At 45.3% G+C, this 18,002-nt stretch carries 15 protein-coding genes; all 15 read right to left on the minus strand.

Annotation, left to right across the window (positions count from 1 at the left end):
- Position 1 precedes the first annotated feature (1 nt).
- Positions 2-790, minus strand: a complete 789-nt coding sequence (locus ACTQ50_RS05275; RefSeq protein WP_441483278.1) for a metallophosphoesterase — start codon at positions 788-790, stop codon at positions 2-4.
- Positions 791-842: 52 nt separating this feature from the next.
- The gene (locus ACTQ50_RS05280) at positions 843-1,871 is read right to left on the minus strand and encodes a molybdopterin-binding protein (RefSeq protein ID WP_441483279.1); all 1,029 of its coding nucleotides are present in this window, start codon (positions 1,869-1,871) and stop codon (positions 843-845) included.
- Between the two features lie 64 nt (positions 1,872-1,935).
- Positions 1,936-3,684 carry an ABC transporter ATP-binding protein gene (locus ACTQ50_RS05285; protein ID WP_441483280.1) on the minus strand — a complete coding sequence of 583 codons (1,749 nt, stop codon included), beginning with the start codon at positions 3,682-3,684 and terminating at the stop codon, positions 1,936-1,938.
- Between the two features lie 93 nt (positions 3,685-3,777).
- Positions 3,778-4,986 carry a D-alanyl-D-alanine carboxypeptidase family protein gene (locus ACTQ50_RS05290; protein WP_441483281.1) on the minus strand — a complete coding sequence of 403 codons (1,209 nt, stop codon included), beginning with the start codon at positions 4,984-4,986 and terminating at the stop codon, positions 3,778-3,780.
- 365 nt (positions 4,987-5,351) lie between these two features.
- Positions 5,352-5,981: a hypothetical protein gene (locus ACTQ50_RS05295; protein ID WP_441483282.1), complete on the minus strand. Its 630-nt coding sequence runs from the start codon at positions 5,979-5,981 to the stop codon at positions 5,352-5,354.
- 232 nt (positions 5,982-6,213) lie between these two features.
- The gene (locus tag ACTQ50_RS05300; protein WP_441483283.1) at positions 6,214-7,581 is read right to left on the minus strand and encodes an MATE family efflux transporter; all 1,368 of its coding nucleotides are present in this window, start codon (positions 7,579-7,581) and stop codon (positions 6,214-6,216) included.
- Between the two features lie 292 nt (positions 7,582-7,873).
- Positions 7,874-8,962: a sensor histidine kinase gene (locus ACTQ50_RS05305; protein WP_441483417.1), complete on the minus strand. Its 1,089-nt coding sequence runs from the start codon at positions 8,960-8,962 to the stop codon at positions 7,874-7,876.
- Positions 8,963-8,993: 31 nt separating this feature from the next.
- Positions 8,994-9,269 carry a winged helix-turn-helix domain-containing protein gene (locus ACTQ50_RS05310; protein WP_441483284.1) on the minus strand — a complete coding sequence of 92 codons (276 nt, stop codon included), beginning with the start codon at positions 9,267-9,269 and terminating at the stop codon, positions 8,994-8,996.
- Between the two features lie 237 nt (positions 9,270-9,506).
- Entirely contained in the window at positions 9,507-10,199 is a 693-nt protein-coding gene (locus ACTQ50_RS05315) for a P-II family nitrogen regulator (RefSeq protein ID WP_441483285.1), read from the minus strand.
- Between the two features lie 188 nt (positions 10,200-10,387).
- A complete protein-coding gene (locus tag ACTQ50_RS05320) occupies positions 10,388-11,944 on the minus strand; it encodes a DUF1538 domain-containing protein (RefSeq protein WP_441483418.1) in 1,557 nt (518 codons plus the stop codon).
- Between the two features lie 388 nt (positions 11,945-12,332).
- On the minus strand, positions 12,333-13,418 hold the full coding sequence (mnmA, locus tag ACTQ50_RS05325; RefSeq protein WP_441483286.1) for a tRNA 2-thiouridine(34) synthase MnmA: 1,086 nt from the start codon (positions 13,416-13,418) through the stop codon (positions 12,333-12,335).
- Between the two features lie 64 nt (positions 13,419-13,482).
- Positions 13,483-14,658, minus strand: coding sequence for a cysteine desulfurase family protein (locus ACTQ50_RS05330; RefSeq protein ID WP_441483287.1), 1,176 nt, complete (start codon positions 14,656-14,658; stop codon positions 13,483-13,485).
- A 20-nt stretch (positions 14,659-14,678) separates the two neighbouring features.
- Positions 14,679-15,851 (minus strand): serine hydrolase domain-containing protein, encoded by a 1,173-nt coding sequence (locus tag ACTQ50_RS05335; protein ID WP_441483288.1) that lies wholly within the window; start codon positions 15,849-15,851, stop codon positions 14,679-14,681.
- A 128-nt stretch (positions 15,852-15,979) separates the two neighbouring features.
- Positions 15,980-17,530 carry a cardiolipin synthase gene (gene cls / locus ACTQ50_RS05340; protein WP_441483289.1) on the minus strand — a complete coding sequence of 517 codons (1,551 nt, stop codon included), beginning with the start codon at positions 17,528-17,530 and terminating at the stop codon, positions 15,980-15,982.
- A gap of 138 nt (positions 17,531-17,668) precedes the next feature.
- Positions 17,669-17,845 (minus strand): 30S ribosomal protein S21, encoded by a 177-nt coding sequence (rpsU, locus tag ACTQ50_RS05345; protein ID WP_004222305.1) that lies wholly within the window; start codon positions 17,843-17,845, stop codon positions 17,669-17,671.
- Positions 17,846-18,002: the final 157 nt, after the last annotated feature.

The raw sequence follows: 18,002 nt of genomic DNA on the forward strand, positions 1-18,002 counted from the left end.
CTTACGGTTTCATTTCTATAAAGATCAGCTCTCTTGGATTGTGGATCCGAAGAGGCACGGTGTGTTCCCCAAGACCTGCACTTACGATCATGCATTTGCCATTTTTATAAAAATCGCCGCAGCAGTATTTGGGAAAAGGTATAAACTGGGAACTGATGGCTCCCACATGTCTGGAAAAACGGAGCACGCCGCCATGGTAATGTCCAGACAGGATCAGATCTGCGCCCCAGCGAAAATAGGCTTTGCCATATTTAGGGTTATGGGCAAGCAGAATATTGATGGCTTCCGGATCTGGTTTTCCCATAAGCTCTTCCAGTTTTTCATCCCTAAGCTTCGGGGAAAAAGGCTTGTGATAGTATTCCAGTGGAAGTTCCAGTCCATTTATCACAAAGAGATTGCCTGCCAGAACGACTTTGGTCTTCTCATTTGCCAGAAAACAGATCCCCTTCTGTTCTAGTTCTGACTGATATTCCAGGTACTCATTCCGATAAATGTGCCCTTCTGCCTTCATTTTGGTTTCGTGGTTTCCCATAGCGTAAAAAATGGGAAAATCCTTCGCCAGTGTGCCAAGCAGCTTCCTGGCAGTTTCCAGGGTAGAGGGATCCATCCTGACTACCATGTCTCCGGCAAGAAGAATGGCGTCTGGGGCATATTCCTGGATTTTTTGCAGCAGAACACTGTTTTCTTTGCCGAAAATGGTTCCGTGAAGATCTGCAAGGACGGCAAAGCGCACGCAGTTTTTTATTTTAGGGTTGTGGACTTCATAGGTTACCGTTCGGAATTTTTCCATAAATCTCCTTAAATGCTTTGTAATTGGTTCAAATTTTGATTTCTAGAACTGCTCACTTTCCAAATCCGCAATTCGGGAAGGTACAGACTTTACAGTTCAGGCAGAGACCGCCTTCTCCGTATGCTGCCACTTCTTCTGCTAAAATCTCATCGTCTGCCATGATTCTTGGAAGAACCAGGTCGAATACAGTGCGCTTCGCATACATAACACAGCCAGGCAGTCCAAGGATCGGGATGCGTTTTCCATCTTTCTCGTAGTAAGCAATGAGAAGCATGGCGCCTGGCAGTACTGGTGCACCGTAGGTGACTACCCTGGCTCCGGTGTCACGGATTCCGCCAGGGGTACGGTCATCAGGGTCTACGCTCATGCCGCCGCTGCAGACTACCATGTCTGCGCCCTGGTTAATAAATTCCATAATATCGGCTGTGATCTGTGCCTTGTCATCTCCCGGAGTGGTCTGGCCGATCACTTCCGTTGGATATTCGGCAAGTTTTTCTCTAAGCACAGGGGTAAAGGTGTCCTGGATCAGGCCTTTTTTTACCTCACTTCCGGTTGTGACGATTCCCACTTTCTTGAAGTGATAGGGAAGAATGGAAAAAATAGGTTCCGGACCAGCGGTTTCCACAGCTTTGTCCATTTTTTCCTTTTCGATCACAAGGGGAATGATCCTGGTGCCTGCCAGTTTATCTCCTTTTTTCACTGGAAAATCTCCGTGGCGGGAGGCGATCATCATCTCTCCCAGAGAGTTCACTGCCAGAAGGGCATCTCGGCGGATTTTCAACACTCCATCTTCGTCAGCGACCAGCTCGATCTTGCCCTCTTTCACGTCTGTTCCATGCATGGAAGCTCCAGCACAGATTTTATATAAAATATCGGCGCCTTCATTTTCATGAAGAATACCCTCTTTCTTTTCCCACACAAAGAGATGTTCTTTTCCAACGGAAAGGAGTAACGGAACGTCTTCTTCTTTTACAATATGTCCTTTGGAAAACAGGACTCCTTTTTTCTTATCTTTGATGATCTGCGTGATATCATGGCAGAGGATATGACCTACTGCGTCTTCTGTTCTTATTTCCTTCATGCTGTAATTCCTCCAATATATAAGCTCATTCAGCTCATTCATAGCTTTTGGGATGCCACAACTTTTACAATCCAGCTTTACAAAGTTTGGCGTAAACGCCGTCTTTTTCCATCAGTTCCTGATGGGTGCCTTCTTCTGCAATTCCGTCCTCAGTCAGTACCAGAATCCTTCTTGCGTTGCGGATGGTGGAAAGTCTGTGGGCAATCACGAAGGTGGTCCGGTCTTTTGCAAGACGCTCCAGAGACTCCTGTACTACCTTCTCGCTCTCGTTATCCAAAGCGGAAGTAGCCTCGTCAAAGATCAGGATCGGTGGATTCTTCAAGAAGGCTCTTGCAATGGAAAGGCGCTGTTTCTGTCCTCCTGAGAGCTTCACACCGCGCTGTCCAATGTCTGTGCCGTAATTGTCTGGCATTTCCATAATAAAATCGTGGGCATTGGCAAGCTTGGCGGCGCGAATGACCTCCTCATCTGTGGCATCTGGGCGGCCGTAGCGGATATTTTCCATAATATTTCCAGCAAACAGGTATACATCCTGCTGCACGATTCCGATCTGATTACGAAGATCCTTCAGTTTGATCTTTCGGATATCTTTTCCATCCAGATAAATGGCACCGGATGAAACATCATAAAATCTGGGGATCAGACTGCAGAGAGTAGTTTTTCCTGCCCCGGAAGTACCTACAAGGGCAACATAATCACCAGGCTTTACCTCCAGATTTACATTGGAAAGGACTTTCTCATCATGATCCTCATAATGGAAGGATACGTTCTCAAAACGAATATCTCCCTCAACATGGTCCAGGGAAACAGCGTCCGGTGCATCCTCAATATCCGGCGCAATGGACATCATTTCCAGGAAGCGGTCGTAACCGCTGTAGCCGTTCTGGAACTGCTCGGTAAAGTTTACCAGCTTGGTAACCGGCTCTGTGAAGTTGTTAATATACAAAAGGAAGGTAACAAGATCTGTGGCGCTTATGCTTCCAGATGCCAGGAACATAGCTCCGGAAATCAATGCCACAACCGTGATCAGTGTCGTAAAAGCGTCCATTCCGGCATGGTAACCAGCCATATAATGGTAGGTCACCCGCTTGGCCTCCACGAAGCGCTCGTTGCCTTTGCGGAATTTCTCAATCTCTCGCTTCTCATTTCCGAAGGATTTTACCACGCGGATTCCGGAAAGACTGTCTTCGATCTGGCTGTTGATCTCGCCCATGCGCACACGGTTCTCTTTAAAGGCGCTTTTCATATTCTTATTGTAGACCAGCGCGTAGATCAGCATAATGATCACAACTGCAAAACAAAGCAACGCCATCTGGGGCTTCACATTCATAAGAATGATCAGCGCGCCAAACAGCTTGATCACAGAGATCAGAATATCCTCCGGTCCATGGTGGAGAAGCTCTGTAATGTCAAAAAGGTCACTTGTAATTCTGGAAAGCAGATGACCTACTTTCTGGTTATCATAGAATGCAAAAGAGAGCTTCTGATAGTGGCTGAATATCTCATTTCGCATGTCGTGCTCAATGTAAGCGCCCATCATATGGCCATAATAGGTGATAAAGAAGCGGCTTCCCAGCTGCACCAGGATCAGTGCCAGCATTCCGATTCCAATTTTCAGAATGATGGCCTTGGCTTCCTGGACCGGCATTTCGCTTACTGAGGTCATAATATAGCGGACAAGCAGCGGAATGATCAGGGTTACCGCCGCACCCAGAAATGCAAAAAACAGATCCGCCAGGAACAGTCCTTTATATGGTTTATAATAGCCTGCCAGCATTTTCAGTCTGCCAGGCTGTTTTTTCTCTTGTTTCATGTGATTCTCCTCCGGTTTTGCCGCTGTATTTTTGTATGGCAGCTGCAAAAATTTTCATACAGAGTTTATTATAAACCGAACATAACAGTTTTGTCAAAATGCTTCTGCAATTATTTTCTCCAGACAATTTTTATAAGTGGCTTTCTCTATGGTTTCAGAAAAAAGAATGTTGACCTCCCCAAGCTTTTGTCCATTCTGGTAATACTCCAGAGTCCCGGCAACGTCGCCTTCTTTTACAGGTGCCTGAACCTGTGTTTCCAGATTCAGTTTTCGCTCCACTTCGCCTATGGTTTTTCCATCGGTGCTCAGATACTGGAAGTTCTTTTCATATTTTACTTCTGTGGTGGACCTGGTTCCTTTTCGCACTTCTATCTGGGGAAGGTTTTCGGGATTTTCGTCTGTGTAAAGACTGCATTTGGAAAAACCGTAGTTCAGCATGGCGGCGGCATCTTTGAAACGGACCTTGTAATCGGGCGCTGCCATAACTACGGAAATTAGGGTAATGTTATTTCGGGACGCCACAGCAGATACGCAATACTTTGCCAGACTGGTGCTTCCGGTTTTCAATCCTACACATCCGTCATAGCTGCGAAGGAGCTTGTTGGTGTTCGTTAAGCCAAACTCTTTGGAGCCTTGTCTGGTCACATGGGTGATATTTTCCATCCAGATAGAGGAATATTCCAGGATTTTCGGATATTTGGTGATCAGTTCCTGGCTCATAATGGCAATGTCCCGGGCAGTTGTGTAGTGATCTGTGGATTCTGTCAATCCACAACAGTCCACAAAATGGGTATTCTCCATTCCAAGCCCTGCTGCCCGCTCATTCATCTGCCGCACAAATTCCTGCTCGCTGCCACCAATGTGTTCTGCCATGGCCACGCTTGCATCATTTCCTGACGCGATCACAATGCACTTGATCATGGTTTCCACATCCTGGGTTTCTCCTTCCTCCAGAAATACCTGGGAGCCGCCCATGGATTTGGCATAGGCACTGGTAGTCACAATGTCATCCATTTTTAGGGTGCCGTTCTCCAGCGCATCAAAAATCAGAATCAAGGTCATGATCTTTGTAATACTTGCCGGGCTGCGCCTGGTGTCCGGATCTTTTTCGTAAATTACGGTGCCTGTACCGGCTTCCATCAAAAGGGCGGAGGGAGCCTGCACAAGAGTGTCATCGGTAGCTGCTTCTGACTCCGTGGTTTGCTGCTGTTCCTCCGCATATGTAATCCGACAGCCAGACCCCACCATGAGACTGGCCAGTAAAATTGGCAAAACCGCCTTTCTTATTGCCTTTCCAAGCATAGGATGTCTCCTCAAAAATAAGTTCTATTCTATTATAAAACTCGTGCTTCTATTTTATTCCTCTAATCTCAAACGTAAAAAGCGGCGACCAGGGGAACTTCCTCTTTGCCACCGTGGATTTACTATTTAGTGGGTTAAAAGTTGTTCAAGACGGACGCATTCGGGCAATGTATATTCATGTAGCCGTGCATTTCAGGAGCGGTTTTAGTGGAGGCGCGATCCGATGGTTACGGAGACTTAGGCGCGAGGGCTCTCCCGAGCGTCTTAGTGGTAGTTACCAGCTAGCTCACCGGAACGTTGCGACGCACGGCGGTGAATATACATTGTAAAATCGCGTCCGGGGAACCAGCACACAAAATAGCAATTTAACCAGCTAAATACGCCTTCTCCAACTCGTCTTTTGTCATCTCCTGCACCTTAAATGCAGCAGTCCCATCTCCGCTTTCCCAGGTAATATGCAGACAGTTCTTGCCTTCTGTCTTTACATTTCCATAAATAGTCAGCCTCGCATCTCCATACCAGATCGCATAAACTGATTTTCCTTTCCATACCCAGGCTTTCTGCGCTTCGTCATATTCCAGCCCCAGTGCCTTATAAAGATAACTATCGCCATCAGCAAGATACTCCACCAGGTCTACAGCCGAATCCTCTGCCGCCTCTACCTTTGCATCCGCTTTATCATCCGGATTCTGTCCATCCCGCACAACTGTTATGGAAAAATCATCTACTGCAGATCCTACATTGGATTCTGTGGTGCTTCCCTGCTCAGTCGATGTCACTTCATCCGTTTCATCTGTCACAGTGTCTGTGTTTCCATTTGCATAAATTTTAGTCACCATCTTTCCGTCTGCATCCGTATAACTCTCTGCATACGCCCATGCCACCGCCTGCGGTATACCAGTCACACCAACAGTACCCAGAATTGCTGCACAGATTCCCAGTGCCAGCCCTTTTCCTCTTTTTTTCATCCCTTTGTTTTTCTGCATTGTTTTCATAAAAAATGCTCCTTTCTTCTTTTTGATTACATTAAGAAGAATAGAGCATTTTCTTGTATTCCATATGTAAGTTATTTGTGATTTCTGTGGAGTTTATAGCGAAACAACTCCGGGCTACGAAAACCAAATTTCGGTAAAATATACCGCAAAGTGGAACGTGTAGATTCTAGGAACGATTTTAAGAGCACGTTAAAACAGCTCTAGAGCGTGTTTGAAAAAGACTCTAGTATTCTTATACCGTCTTCTGCATCACATTTTCATCCGCCATGATCATCTTCGTCGCTTTCTTAATACAATAGAAACAGGTGGGCGCAATATAGAGGCTTGCAGCTACCCATGCTGTCTGATCTGCGAAACAGATTGCTGTAAATCCGAAGGTGCCTACAAACCCCAGACTGACAATGGTACGGGCGAGCATTTCTGTCACGCCGGAAAATACGGCTCTTGTGGAAAAGCCAAGGCCCTGGGTTACCATTCGGGTTACGTTCAAAATACCAAGTGTCCAATAGAAATATCCCATACAGCGCAGATATTTTGCAGACGCATCCAGCACATCAGCGGAACCTTTGCTGACAAAAATCATAGACAAAGGTCTTCCGGCAAAGATCAGGATCAATCCTGCAAAAACACCATATGCCACAGCAACTGCCATTCCCTGTTTCAGGCCTTTGCGGATACGCTCTGGCTGCTTTGCCCCAAGATTCTGGCTGCAAAATACAGAAACTGCAGTTCCAATAGCATCAAAAGGACACATGGTAAACTGCTTGATCTTCATTCCAGCTGTAAATCCGGAAACATACACACTTCCAAGCCCGTTATTAGCAGACTGCATCACCATGCTGCCGATGGCTGTAATGGAAAACTGAAGTCCTGTAGGAATTCCCATCATAAGAAGTTCCCCAGCAGCATCCTTATTGGCCCTGCGGCTTACTTTCGGAAGCCAGAGTAGATTCATTTTCTTTGCAATAAAAATAAGACACAAAATTCCACTGATCGCCTGTGCCGTGATAGTAGCAATGGCAGCACCTGCGCAGCCCCATTTCAGCACTACGATACAAAACAGATCCAGGAAAATGTTCAGGATTGCTGACAGCGCCAGAAACATAAATGGAGTCCTGCTGTCCCCAACGGAACGCAAAATACTGGACAGATAATTGTACAATAAGGTAAAGGGCATACCCAGGAATATGATCAGCAGGTACGCATAAGCATTATCATAAATATCTTCCGGCACAGAAAGCATATGCAGGATCTGCGGACAGAAAACAGAGCAGACTGTAGTCAGGATCACTGCAATTCCTGCTGTGAGAAGTGCACCGTTAAATACATAGTTTTTCATCTGGTCGATTTTGCCAGCACCAAAGTATTTCGCCACCGGCACACCAAACCCAGTACAGCTTCCCATACAAAAGCCCAATACCAGAAACTGGATACTGCTGCTGGCACCTACACTTGCAAGAGCCTTAGCACCAAGGATCTGACCAACAATCGCTGCATCAATAATGTTATAAGTCTGCTGAAGAAGATTTCCGATCAGCAGCGGAAACGCAAACTGGAGCATCAGCTTCAGTGGATTTCCTTTTGTCATGGATGTTGACATTTTCTTTCACCTTCTACTAAAATGGAAATGTCGTCTATCGACGACATCACTATATATGAAAGTCAGCTGTTCCGCGCCTATGACGCTCCCACAGCTGCCGACCGCATTCGTAATCCAGGCTATCGCCCTACTTACTCATACGGTCTAGCCCGTCCAATATCCATGAATTCGACATGCAAGCATGACGAATTCATGGCTGCCGTCCGGGACTTTCATAATAAAATCTTCCGCAATTATAACACTAATCTGCAAATAATTCCACGTTAAAAAGCGGAGAAAATGTCAAACTTTTTTAGATTTTCATTTGGAAGCAAACGCCTGCCTCTGTATTTCTCATTTCATACTCAGCCTCATGCTGTTCCAGAATCTCCCGCACAATATAAAGCCCCAGCCCACTGCCGCCGTTTTTACGGTTTCGGGAGGAATCTACGCGGTAAAAGGCGTCAAACAGACGGGGAAGATCTTGTTCGTTTATGTGCACGCCTGTATTTTCCACTTTCAGAAATATCTTCAATGTATCATTCATACTTTTCGATTCTCTCAAATTTTGGCAATCTGAAATTTCTTCTAGAGAAGAGTTAGATGTGGAAGAAGCCTCATTATAGTTCGTAAATAATTTCACACTTATTCTTTCCCCAGCAGGTGAATATCGTGCTGCATTTACTAGAATATTCCGAACCACAATTTCCATAAGTCCGGGATCTGCCATGCAAAAGCACTTCTCTGGCAGAGAGATTTCCAACTCCATATTTTTCTGTTCAAAAAGCTCGTTCAGGTCTGCCAGCTGAAGCCGCACCAGTTCTGCCAGATCCATTTCTTTTTTCTTTAATGAGAAGCCGCAGGATTCCATTCTGGAAATCATCAGGATTTCCTGAACCATGTTCTGCAAAGTGACCGTCACTTCCCGCGCCCGGGCGAGATAATTGTCCCGGTCTTTGTAAACTCCCACATTCTGCTCCATACCTTCGATCTGCCCTTTTAGAATCGTCACAGGTGTTTTCAGCTCATGGGATGCGGCTGCAAAAAACTCCATTCGCCGCTGTTCCAGTTCCCGCGTTTCATTTCCTTCCGTTGCAGCTTCCGCCGTTACAGTTTCGCTATCTCCTTCCTGTATTACAGTCGTTACAACGCCTTCATCTCCAAGTCCATTCCATTCCCAGACGCGCCCGCCATTTCCATTATAAAGAACCACTTTAGATTGGTTGGCATTGCTGAATTCCTTTATAAGAAATGCCCCCTTTTCCAAAGTATAACCAGATAAAGATTCTGCCAGTTTTTTCGCTTTTGCATCTAATGTCCGTTCCAGAGAATCAGAATAGCTAAGAGGCATGAAAGCAGCCACAAATCCATAAGTGATCCCTGAAACAGCCATAAGAATCACGATGTTCAAAAGAAATATTTTTATGCCAATTTTACTTTTTATGTACTTTATCAATGCGGTATCCTACCCCTCTGATGGTATCAATATAATCACCTTCCAACTTTTTCCGAAGATTCTTTATATGGGTGTCCACAATCCGGTCTTCTCCAAAATAATCAGTTCCCCACACAGCATCCAGAACCTGATTTCTGGTGAGCACACGTCCCTGGTTTAAAAGGAATTCCCTCAAAAGCTCAAACTCTTTCTGGGTAAGCTCCACTTTTCGTTCTTCCTCCCACACCTGGTAACCGGAAAGATCCAGTTTCAAATTTTTTCAACAATTCCTGTATATCAAATTCATCTTCCACCACAAAAATAAAACTCATTTTCTCTCCCCATATCTGGCTTTTCTCCAAAGCTCTATTCCTTGTACTTTCCACATTCCTATAAACTGACACACAATAGCTTTTATAATACTTAAGGCGGCAAAAAGCTCCAACTTACTATTGCTAACCTTCACACCTTAGCTGCAGTATACCATGTTTATGTGGAGTTTATATGGAGATTATGAATTTTCTTCCTCGTATTCCAGAATCCGCAGTCCGGCAGTGCTGGTTACGGGGAGGGAAAATACGATGGTTCCGGCTTTGGAGGTGAGCCCAGCTTTTTCCATGATAGCGGTCATGATAGCATTTTTCTGCTCTGCTTTTGCTACAATAAAAATCACTTCTTTTTCTGAAACCAGGGAAACCCCAAGAAACTGCTCCGCCCGCTTCATTCCCACACCTTTTCCGTGAAGAACGGTACCGCCGGTTGCACCACCCTCTTCTGCGGCTTTCATCACCTGGGTGTTATATCCGTAATTGGCAATTGCCACGATCAGTTCATGCTTTGTCTCTTTCAATGTACTTTCCTCCTCTCTTATAAACTCCTGCCCCTGAATGAGAAATCCTAATTCCCGCTTTCCGCCAATACTGCTCATGGGAATGGTAAATGCGATCCCGGTTCCGGGCACGTCGATCCGCAGCTGGTTCTGTAAACCTTTTTTCACCTTTTTCCAGGTGGATGCTGTCACAAAGTGAAAACAGATGCTTTTCTCATCATCTTCTAATCCCATATAGTCAAGGATGGAGCTTGCGGCCGTTCCCATGCCAAGGGAAACAGTCCCTGTTTCTATCTGATTTTCCCTGTAAAGTGCTGCAAATTTCGGCATATACTTTCGGTTGGTGATGGTAACCATCATGTATAATTCGCTCATAGATGATTCCTTTCTTTACAAAATTTAACACTATTCATAATCTTTCCTGAGTGTACCCAATCATCATTCCCATAATCCGTACTTTCACTTTGTTATACACAAAAACGGCGTCTATTAGATAATCCTAACGATAGTTGTCCATTTATAATGTATTTGAGTCAACACTCAGTCACTATTTTCTTAGCTTTCTATAGCTCTATAATTTCTGTGTCTCCCAGTTCTTCAAATAATTCTGCCACCGGAATAGCTTCCACTGGTATTTTGTCCGCAGACAAATCCTTCTCCTTGCTGCCAAGCTCGCCGCCTTTTACCCGGTAAACCAAGCCCAGCACCTGCAAAGTAATAAGCGGTGTCATAGCAACCATTGCCACTACTCCAAAAGCATCCGTCACAATATTTCCTCCCAAAGCCCCACATGCCCCCTGCGCCAGAGGCAGAAGAAAGGTGGCTGTCATAGGTCCGGAGGCTACACCACCGGAGTCAAATGCAATGGCAGTAAAAATTTTCGGCACAAACAGGCTGAGTATCAGGGCAATGGCGTAACCTGGCACCAGGAAATAAAAAATAGAGATTCCAGTCAGCACCCGGAGCATAGATATCCCAACAGAGACTGCCACACCCACAGACAGACTGATCTGGATGGATTTTCCGGAGATCGCACCATCGGTCAGCTCTTCTACCTGCTTCATCAGCACGTACACAGCGGGCTCTGCTTTTACAATAAAGTAACCAATCACCATTCCAAGAGGCACCAGGATCCAATTGTAAGAAAGATTTCCCAGTACCATTCCCAAGTAATTTCCAGCCGGGATAAAGCCTACATTTGCACCGGTAAGGAACAACACAAGTCCTATGTATGTATAAAATAAACCGATACAGATTTTGATCAGTACATTTTTATTCAATTTTAGTGAAACAATCTGGAAAATTCCAAAGAATGTCACAATTGAGAACAAGGATACGGCGATCTCCTTGAAATATTTCGGGAGAGCAACTGCAAATAATTTTCCCAGTTCTATGGAATTCTCCACTTCAGAAATCACTTCCAGGGCAGCGCTGCCTTCTGTGTGATACAAAAGTCCCAGGATCAGGACTGCCAGAATAGGGCCAATGGAACACAGGGCCACAAGACCGAAGCTGTCATCTCCGGCATGTTTATCGTTACGAATGGATGCAATACCAACACCTAATGCCATAATAAAGGGGACTGTCATAGGGCCGGTGGTCACTCCGCCAGAATCAAATACTACTGCCAGAAAATTTTCCGGAACCAACAGTGCCAATATAAATACGAAAATGTAAAAGCCGAATAATAATGGCGGCAGCGCAATTCCAAAAAGGATGCGCAATAATGCCACAACAAGAAACGCGCCAACACCAAGTGCCACTGATAAGATCAGCACCAGATTAGGCACAGAAGAAACCTGTTCTGCAAGAACCTGCAGATCCGGTTCAGATATTGTGATAATGAATCCAAGAATAAAACCAATGATTACAATAAATCCTAATTTCTTCGTGCGAAGCATACTGCCTCCCACATGTTCTCCCATAGGTGTCATAGACAGTTCCGCTCCCATGGAAAAGAAGATCATTCCCAGGATCACAAGTACGGATCCTACCAGGAATTCCACCAGTATGCCAGGGGATAGTGCCGCCACAGTAAAGCCTAGTACCAGTACGATCAACACGATGGGAAGCACTGCGCTGACGGATTCTCTGGCTTTCTCCTGGGCTTTTTCTTTCAAAATAGACTGGTGGGACTGAAATTCTCTGATTAATTTTCTTTTTTCCACATATACCTCCATTTCTGAATATTTCACTGTAGTTGCCTGGAACGCACCGAAAAAATTATTTTTTAGATCTATACGCCCCACTTTGCTGCCTGATATAGATTATTGTAACATTTTCCCATGGGGTTAGTCATCTATAAAATGAAGATATATTCTTAACTTTTTGTAAACAGAGTTACCATTCACGACCTGACCAGAAACCGCTTCAAGACGCTCAGAAAGCTCATTTTTTCTCTTTGTCTGTATAAGAAAAAACAACCAGAATTTAATATAGTTTTCGGCTATATTCCTTCTGGTTGTTTTACTTCAATATATTTTTGTCAATCTATTATAAAGCAATTTATCAGCCTACGATCACACCGCCGCCGATCACTACATCTCCATCATAAAGCACAGCCGCCTGGCCTTTGGTGATGGCGCGCTGGGGCTCGTCGAAGGTGATGTGTACACTTTTCTCTCCAGTAACCTTTACGGTTGCCCACTGCTCTTTCTGGCGGTAGCGGACTTTGGCTTTTGCGCGAAATTCTGCTGGCGGGGTGTCAAAGGAGATGAAATTAAAATCTTCCACATCCAGTTCGCGATGGAACAGATCTTCATTGTCTCCAAGGATCACACGGTTTTCTGCAGGGCAGATTTTAGTAACGTAAACGGGCTTGCCAGCTGCAATGCCAAGACCTTTTCGCTGGCCTACCGTGTAACCGATAATTCCTTTATGCTGGCCCAGTACATTTCCGTCTTTGTCTGTGAAATCGCCTGCCGGGTAGTCTTTTCCGGTGAAGCGACGGATAAATCCGGCGTAGTCTCCATCTGGGACGAAGCAGATGTCCTGGCTGTCTGGCTTGTCAGCGTTGTAGAAATTCTGCTGGTCGGCGATCATACGTGTCTGGTGTTTGTTCATGCCTCCAAGTGGGAACATGGTGTGTGCCAGCTGCTCCTGGGTAAGAGAATAAAGGACATAGCTCTGATCTTTTGCAGGATCAGCTGCTTTTTTCAGAAGGTATCTGCCATCTTCTCGCTGTTCAATTCTGGCGTAGTGACCAGTTACTATATAATGGCAGCCAAGTTCCTCTGCACGATGGTAAAGGCTGTCGAACTTCAGATAGCGGTTGCAGTCAATACAGGGATTGGGAGTCGCGCCGTTTTCATAGGCGGCTACGAAGCGGTCCATAACCTGTTTCTTAAAGTCTGCGGTAAAATTGAATACATAATATGGGATTCCAAGATTGTGGGCTACACTTCTGGCGTCTTCTACGTCGTCCAGAGAACAGCAGCTTTTCTTGCGGCTTACGCCTGCGTCTTCATTCTGAAAGAGCTTCATGGTAACGCCAATGCAGTCGTATCCATGCTCTTTCATCAGGTAAGCGGCTACGGAAGAATCTACGCCGCCGCTCATGGCGATTAATGCTTTCTTCATGTTGTCTGATTCCATATTTATACCTCATAAAAATTGAAAACTATTCTAAAAGTCATATCTTGTATCATACACGATTCTTTCAATCCCCGCAATGTTTTTTCTGCCAATCATCTGACATTCCGCGGAGATGTTCTACCACCTTGGTGATTACTTCCAGCATGTAATCGATTTCTTCCTCGGTGTTGGAGGTGTCAAGGCTGATTCGAAGGGAGCCTTGGGCAATCTCGGGAGTAAGGCCGAGGGCTAAGAGAACATGGCTTGGATCAAGAGCGCCAGAGGCACAGGCGGAACCGGAGGAGGCGCAGATTCCCTTGCTGTCCAGAAGGAGAAGGAGGCTTTCGCCAGATACGCCTTCAAAGCAGAAATTTACATTGCCTGGCAATCGATTATCCCTTGGACCATTTAAAATGCTATATGGAATCTGGGAAAGCCCTTGAATCAGGCGTTCTCTCAGGGCAGTAACTTTGACTGTATTTTCTTCCATCAAAGTATACTCTTCTTTCAACGCAGCCGCCAGCCCCATAATCGCAGGCAGATTCTCCGTACCGGGGCGCTTCCCACGCTCCTGACCGCCGCCTTCCATAAGGGCAGTCAGTTCAATGCCTCGTTTCACATACAAAGCACCAATTCCTCTGGGGCCATGAAATTTATGAGCGGAAAGAGATAACATATCTATATTCTGCTTCTTTACATTTACCGGAATATGCCCTGCTGCCTGCACTGCATCTGTATGAAAAAGTACACCATGTGCCCGGCAAACTTCTCCAATCTCCGCAATAGGAAGAATGGATCCAATCTCATTATTCGCAAACATAACCGTAACCAGACAAGTATCCGGTCGAATGGCCTCTTCCACCTGAGCCGCCGTAATATTCCCCTCTGCTCCCACATCCAGCAGCTGCACCTCAAAGCCCTGCTCCTTCAGCTTTCTCAGAGTGTGAAGCACTGCATGATGTTCAAACGCAGTAGAAATAATATGCCTCTTATTCTGCCTCGCCCCCAGCATAGCCGCCGACACAATCGCCTGATTATCCGATTCCGTTCCCCCGGATGTAAAATAAATCTCCTTGGGCGTACATCCAAGACACCTTGCGATCTGCTCTCTCGCCGTCTGCAGCGCATCATTCGCCTCCATCCCAATCTGATGAAGACTGGACGGATTCCCATAGGTATTTTCCATTGCAGAAATCATGGCATTCCTTGCTGTCTGGCTTATTTTTGTAGTTGCTGCATTGTCTGCATAAATTCTAGGCATAACTCTAAATCCTCTTTATATTACATTCCAAGGAGCAGCACATTTCTCAGCTTCCTGGTAAGATCAAATGTCCCCGCGTCCTTCTTCTGCATCATCATCAGAATGGTCATATTCTCCTTCGGCAGATTCGCAAAATAACATCCCAGCCATCCGTCCCAGCCATATTCGCCCTCGCAAGCCGCAAAAGGCGCCTTCCACGGATCCGTCATCACGCGCATGAGATTTCCATAAGAAAACCCATTCATCTCCCACCACTTGTCAAACCATTCCTGCTGATAAGGCACAAGCTTATGTGTGGTCATATACTCCACAGTTGCAGGCTGAAGAATCTGTCTGCCCTGGTAATTGCCCTTATTCAAAAGCATAGCTGCAAACTTGGAATAATCATCCAAAGTAGACACCAGTCCAGCCCCACCAGCTTCATAAGCCGGCGGAACATCCATAGAAAGACGAATTCCAAGACTGTTCTCCCTGAATTCTTTCATCTCCCCGGTAGTCTGCTCATAAGCCACAGCCAGTCTGTCCAGCTTCTCCTTTGGCACATAGAAACCAGTATCCTTCATTCCAAGAGGCTGAAACAGCTCTTTTTCCAGGAATTCACCATACCTCATCCCGGAAGCCTTCTCCACCACCGCTGCCAGAATATCCGCAGAAACACCATATTTCCAACGCTCCCCTGGCTGAAATTCCAGAGGACATCTGCCAATTTTATCCGCAAATTCCAAGGTGCTCATCGGATGATTTGTATCCAGCCGCTTATGCACCTCTTCTAACACATTCCCAATAGCATATTCGGTGGCGCTGCTGTTTCCGCCGTAAGTCAGACCGCTGGTCATAGACAACAGATGATAGACCGTCACATTATGCCATACCGGAGCCAGTCCGCCTGGGACGGACACCTTCTGATCTGCAAAACCCGGAATATACTTGGACACCGGATCTGCCAGATCGATCACGCCTCTCTCAAACAAGATCATGGCTGCCGCCGCTGTAATGGGCTTTGCCATGGAAAAAAGCCGGAACATGGTATCTCTCTCAATCGTTTTCCCATTGGCCTTGTCCGCATAGCCGCACTGAAGATACATCTCCTCCTGGCCATCCTTTACCACCATCATATTCATACCGGCAATCTGATTCTTCTCTACTGCCTGGTCCATAATCCTCTGAAGCTGTTTCTTTGTCTCTTCTCTCATGTCTGGCCTCCTGATTCATTCTGTAAAAAAGCCCATTGTTCCATCTGTATAAACTGACATCCTTTATAAAAAAACTATCAATTATCAATAAGTTAATGCAGCGCCCATATTCCCATTTTAAATCAAATTTACAACATGGGAGCAAACAGTCTTAAAATACTCTGCATTGCCCGCACTGCAATATTTCTGCCTCTGCAGAATTCCAAAGATACCGGATTACAATATTCCAAAGTATCTGTGAAATCCTTTTTGATATCATAAATCACCTGGTTCCGATAGATCCATACACCATCCTCAAAGTGAAGATACAGGCTTCGGTAATCCAGATTGATGGTTCCTACCACGCCGATCTCATCGTCACACACAAAGGACTTGGCATGAAGGAAACCTGGCTGGTATTCGTAAATCTTCACTCCCGCCTCCAAAAGCTGCTCATAATAGGACTGGGTAAGCAAAAATACCAGCTTCTTATCCGGAATACCCGGCGTCATCAGCCGCACATCCACGCCGCTTTTTGCAGCAAGGCAAAGAGCCGTCATCATCTCATTGTCAATGACAAGATAGGGAGTACAAATATATACATACTTCTTGGCACGATTGATAATGTTCAGGTAAACATTCTCTCCTACTGTCTCATTGTCAAGAGGGGAATCGCAAAATGGCTGAATATATCCATCTCCTGTGAAAGCCTCCGGATGCCATACATGGGGAAGATACTCCTCCAGGCTGTTGTCCTGACGGTTATTGGTAACCACATTCCACATATGGAGAAACATGGCAGTCATATTCCAGACAGCCTCACCTTTTAACATAACCGCAGTATCCTTCCAATGACCGAAACGCTCCTTCTGGTTAATATATTCATCTGCCAGATTCACGCCTCCGGTAAATCCAACGTAACCATCAATAATGCAGAATTTACGGTGATCACGGTTATTCTGGATAATGTTCAGGATTGGGCGGAAGGGATTGAACACCTGACACTTAATACCCTTGGCCCGCATGGTTTCATAATATTTATGGGGAAGCGTGGTAAGACAGCCCATGTCATCATAGAGCAGCCGGACATCTACCCCTTCCTTCACTTTCTTCTCCAGTATATCCAGAATGGTCCGCCACATAACGCCATCATGGATAATAAAATATTCAATAAAAATATAATGCTGTGCCTGCTCCAGTTCCTTCACCAGAACCGGGAACATGTCATCTCCCACCTGGAAATATTCTGCTGTGGTATTTCCGTGGAGCGGATAACCGGCATTGCGATATATATAATCCGACTGGTTGCACGCAGATGCATCTTCTGCCTCCAGCCGCTCATGTATTTCAGGATCTGTCTGTAAAAGATTGCTGGATTTCGCCAGCATTTCATTAAAACGTTCCTGCATATAATTGGCAATTCTGGAACGGCCAAATACAAGATACAAAACAAGACCAAAAATGGGCATACAAAGGATCAGCATGGTCCATGCCAGTTTATACGAGGGATTTATCTTTCGGTTTACAATTTTCAGAACCACCAGAATGCTGATCACATCCAGGGTAATAGACATGTATCTGGAATACCCTGCAAGACGCAGAAATATGGTTAACAGCCAGCCAAGCTGCACTGCCATGGCAAATATTACATAAAACACCCGGTTAAACAGAAGCTTGGCTATTTTTTTCAAAATCATCATAAGTTTATATTTTCTCCTCCATACACCGGTCAGCAACAAGATTCACACGATCCCTTCCCTGGACAAAGGGTGAACTTCCAAATTATTGCTGGATTTAAAAATCCCTGACTGAATGCAGCCAGGGATTTTTGCGCACAATTAATTATATTTACGTTTTCTTGCGGCTTCAGATTTTTTCTTACGACGAACGCTTGGTTTCTCGTAATGCTCTCTTTTGCGGATTTCCTGCTGGATACCTGCTTTTGCACAGCTTCTCTTGAATCTGCGAAGAGCGCTATCTAAAGTCTCGTTTTCTTTTACGATAACGTTTGACATAGACTCACACCTAACCTCCCTCCAGTTGTAGATTGTGCTAAAATACAACTGTCTGGGTATTTTTCTTGCACGAGCATTATTATATATCATGCACTCGGGGTTCGTCAACATCTTTTGGTTTAATTTTACAAAAAATTTTGACAAATTTTTGAGTGTT

The sequence above is a fragment of the Blautia sp. Sow4_E7 genome (assembly GCF_052116245.1).
In the GTDB taxonomy this organism is placed as follows: domain Bacteria; phylum Bacillota; class Clostridia; order Lachnospirales; family Lachnospiraceae; genus Blautia_A.

What these genes read in the sequence shown, in the direction of transcription:
- ACTQ50_RS05275 (WP_441483278.1), bottom strand. Translation starts at nt 790, where the DNA reads ATGGAAAAATTCCGAACGGTAACCTATGAAGTCCACAACCCTAAAATA.
- ACTQ50_RS05280 (WP_441483279.1), bottom strand. Translation starts at nt 1,871, where the DNA reads ATGAAGGAAATAAGAACAGAAGACGCAGTAGGTCATATCCTCTGCCAT.
- ACTQ50_RS05285 (WP_441483280.1), bottom strand. Translation starts at nt 3,684, where the DNA reads ATGAAACAAGAGAAAAAACAGCCTGGCAGACTGAAAATGCTGGCAGGC.
- ACTQ50_RS05290 (WP_441483281.1), bottom strand. Translation starts at nt 4,986, where the DNA reads ATGCTTGGAAAGGCAATAAGAAAGGCGGTTTTGCCAATTTTACTGGCC.
- ACTQ50_RS05295 (WP_441483282.1), bottom strand. Translation starts at nt 5,981, where the DNA reads ATGAAAACAATGCAGAAAAACAAAGGGATGAAAAAAAGAGGAAAAGGG.
- ACTQ50_RS05300 (WP_441483283.1), bottom strand. Translation starts at nt 7,581, where the DNA reads ATGTCAACATCCATGACAAAAGGAAATCCACTGAAGCTGATGCTCCAG.
- ACTQ50_RS05315 (WP_441483285.1), bottom strand. Translation starts at nt 10,199, where the DNA reads ATGAGCGAATTATACATGATGGTTACCATCACCAACCGAAAGTATATG.
- mnmA (WP_441483286.1), bottom strand. Translation starts at nt 13,418, where the DNA reads ATGGAATCAGACAACATGAAGAAAGCATTAATCGCCATGAGCGGCGGC.
- ACTQ50_RS05330 (WP_441483287.1), bottom strand. Translation starts at nt 14,658, where the DNA reads ATGCCTAGAATTTATGCAGACAATGCAGCAACTACAAAAATAAGCCAG.
- ACTQ50_RS05335 (WP_441483288.1), bottom strand. Translation starts at nt 15,851, where the DNA reads ATGAGAGAAGAGACAAAGAAACAGCTTCAGAGGATTATGGACCAGGCA.
- cls (WP_441483289.1), bottom strand. Translation starts at nt 17,530, where the DNA reads ATGATGATTTTGAAAAAAATAGCCAAGCTTCTGTTTAACCGGGTGTTT.
- rpsU (WP_004222305.1), bottom strand. Translation starts at nt 17,845, where the DNA reads ATGTCAAACGTTATCGTAAAAGAAAACGAGACTTTAGATAGCGCTCTT.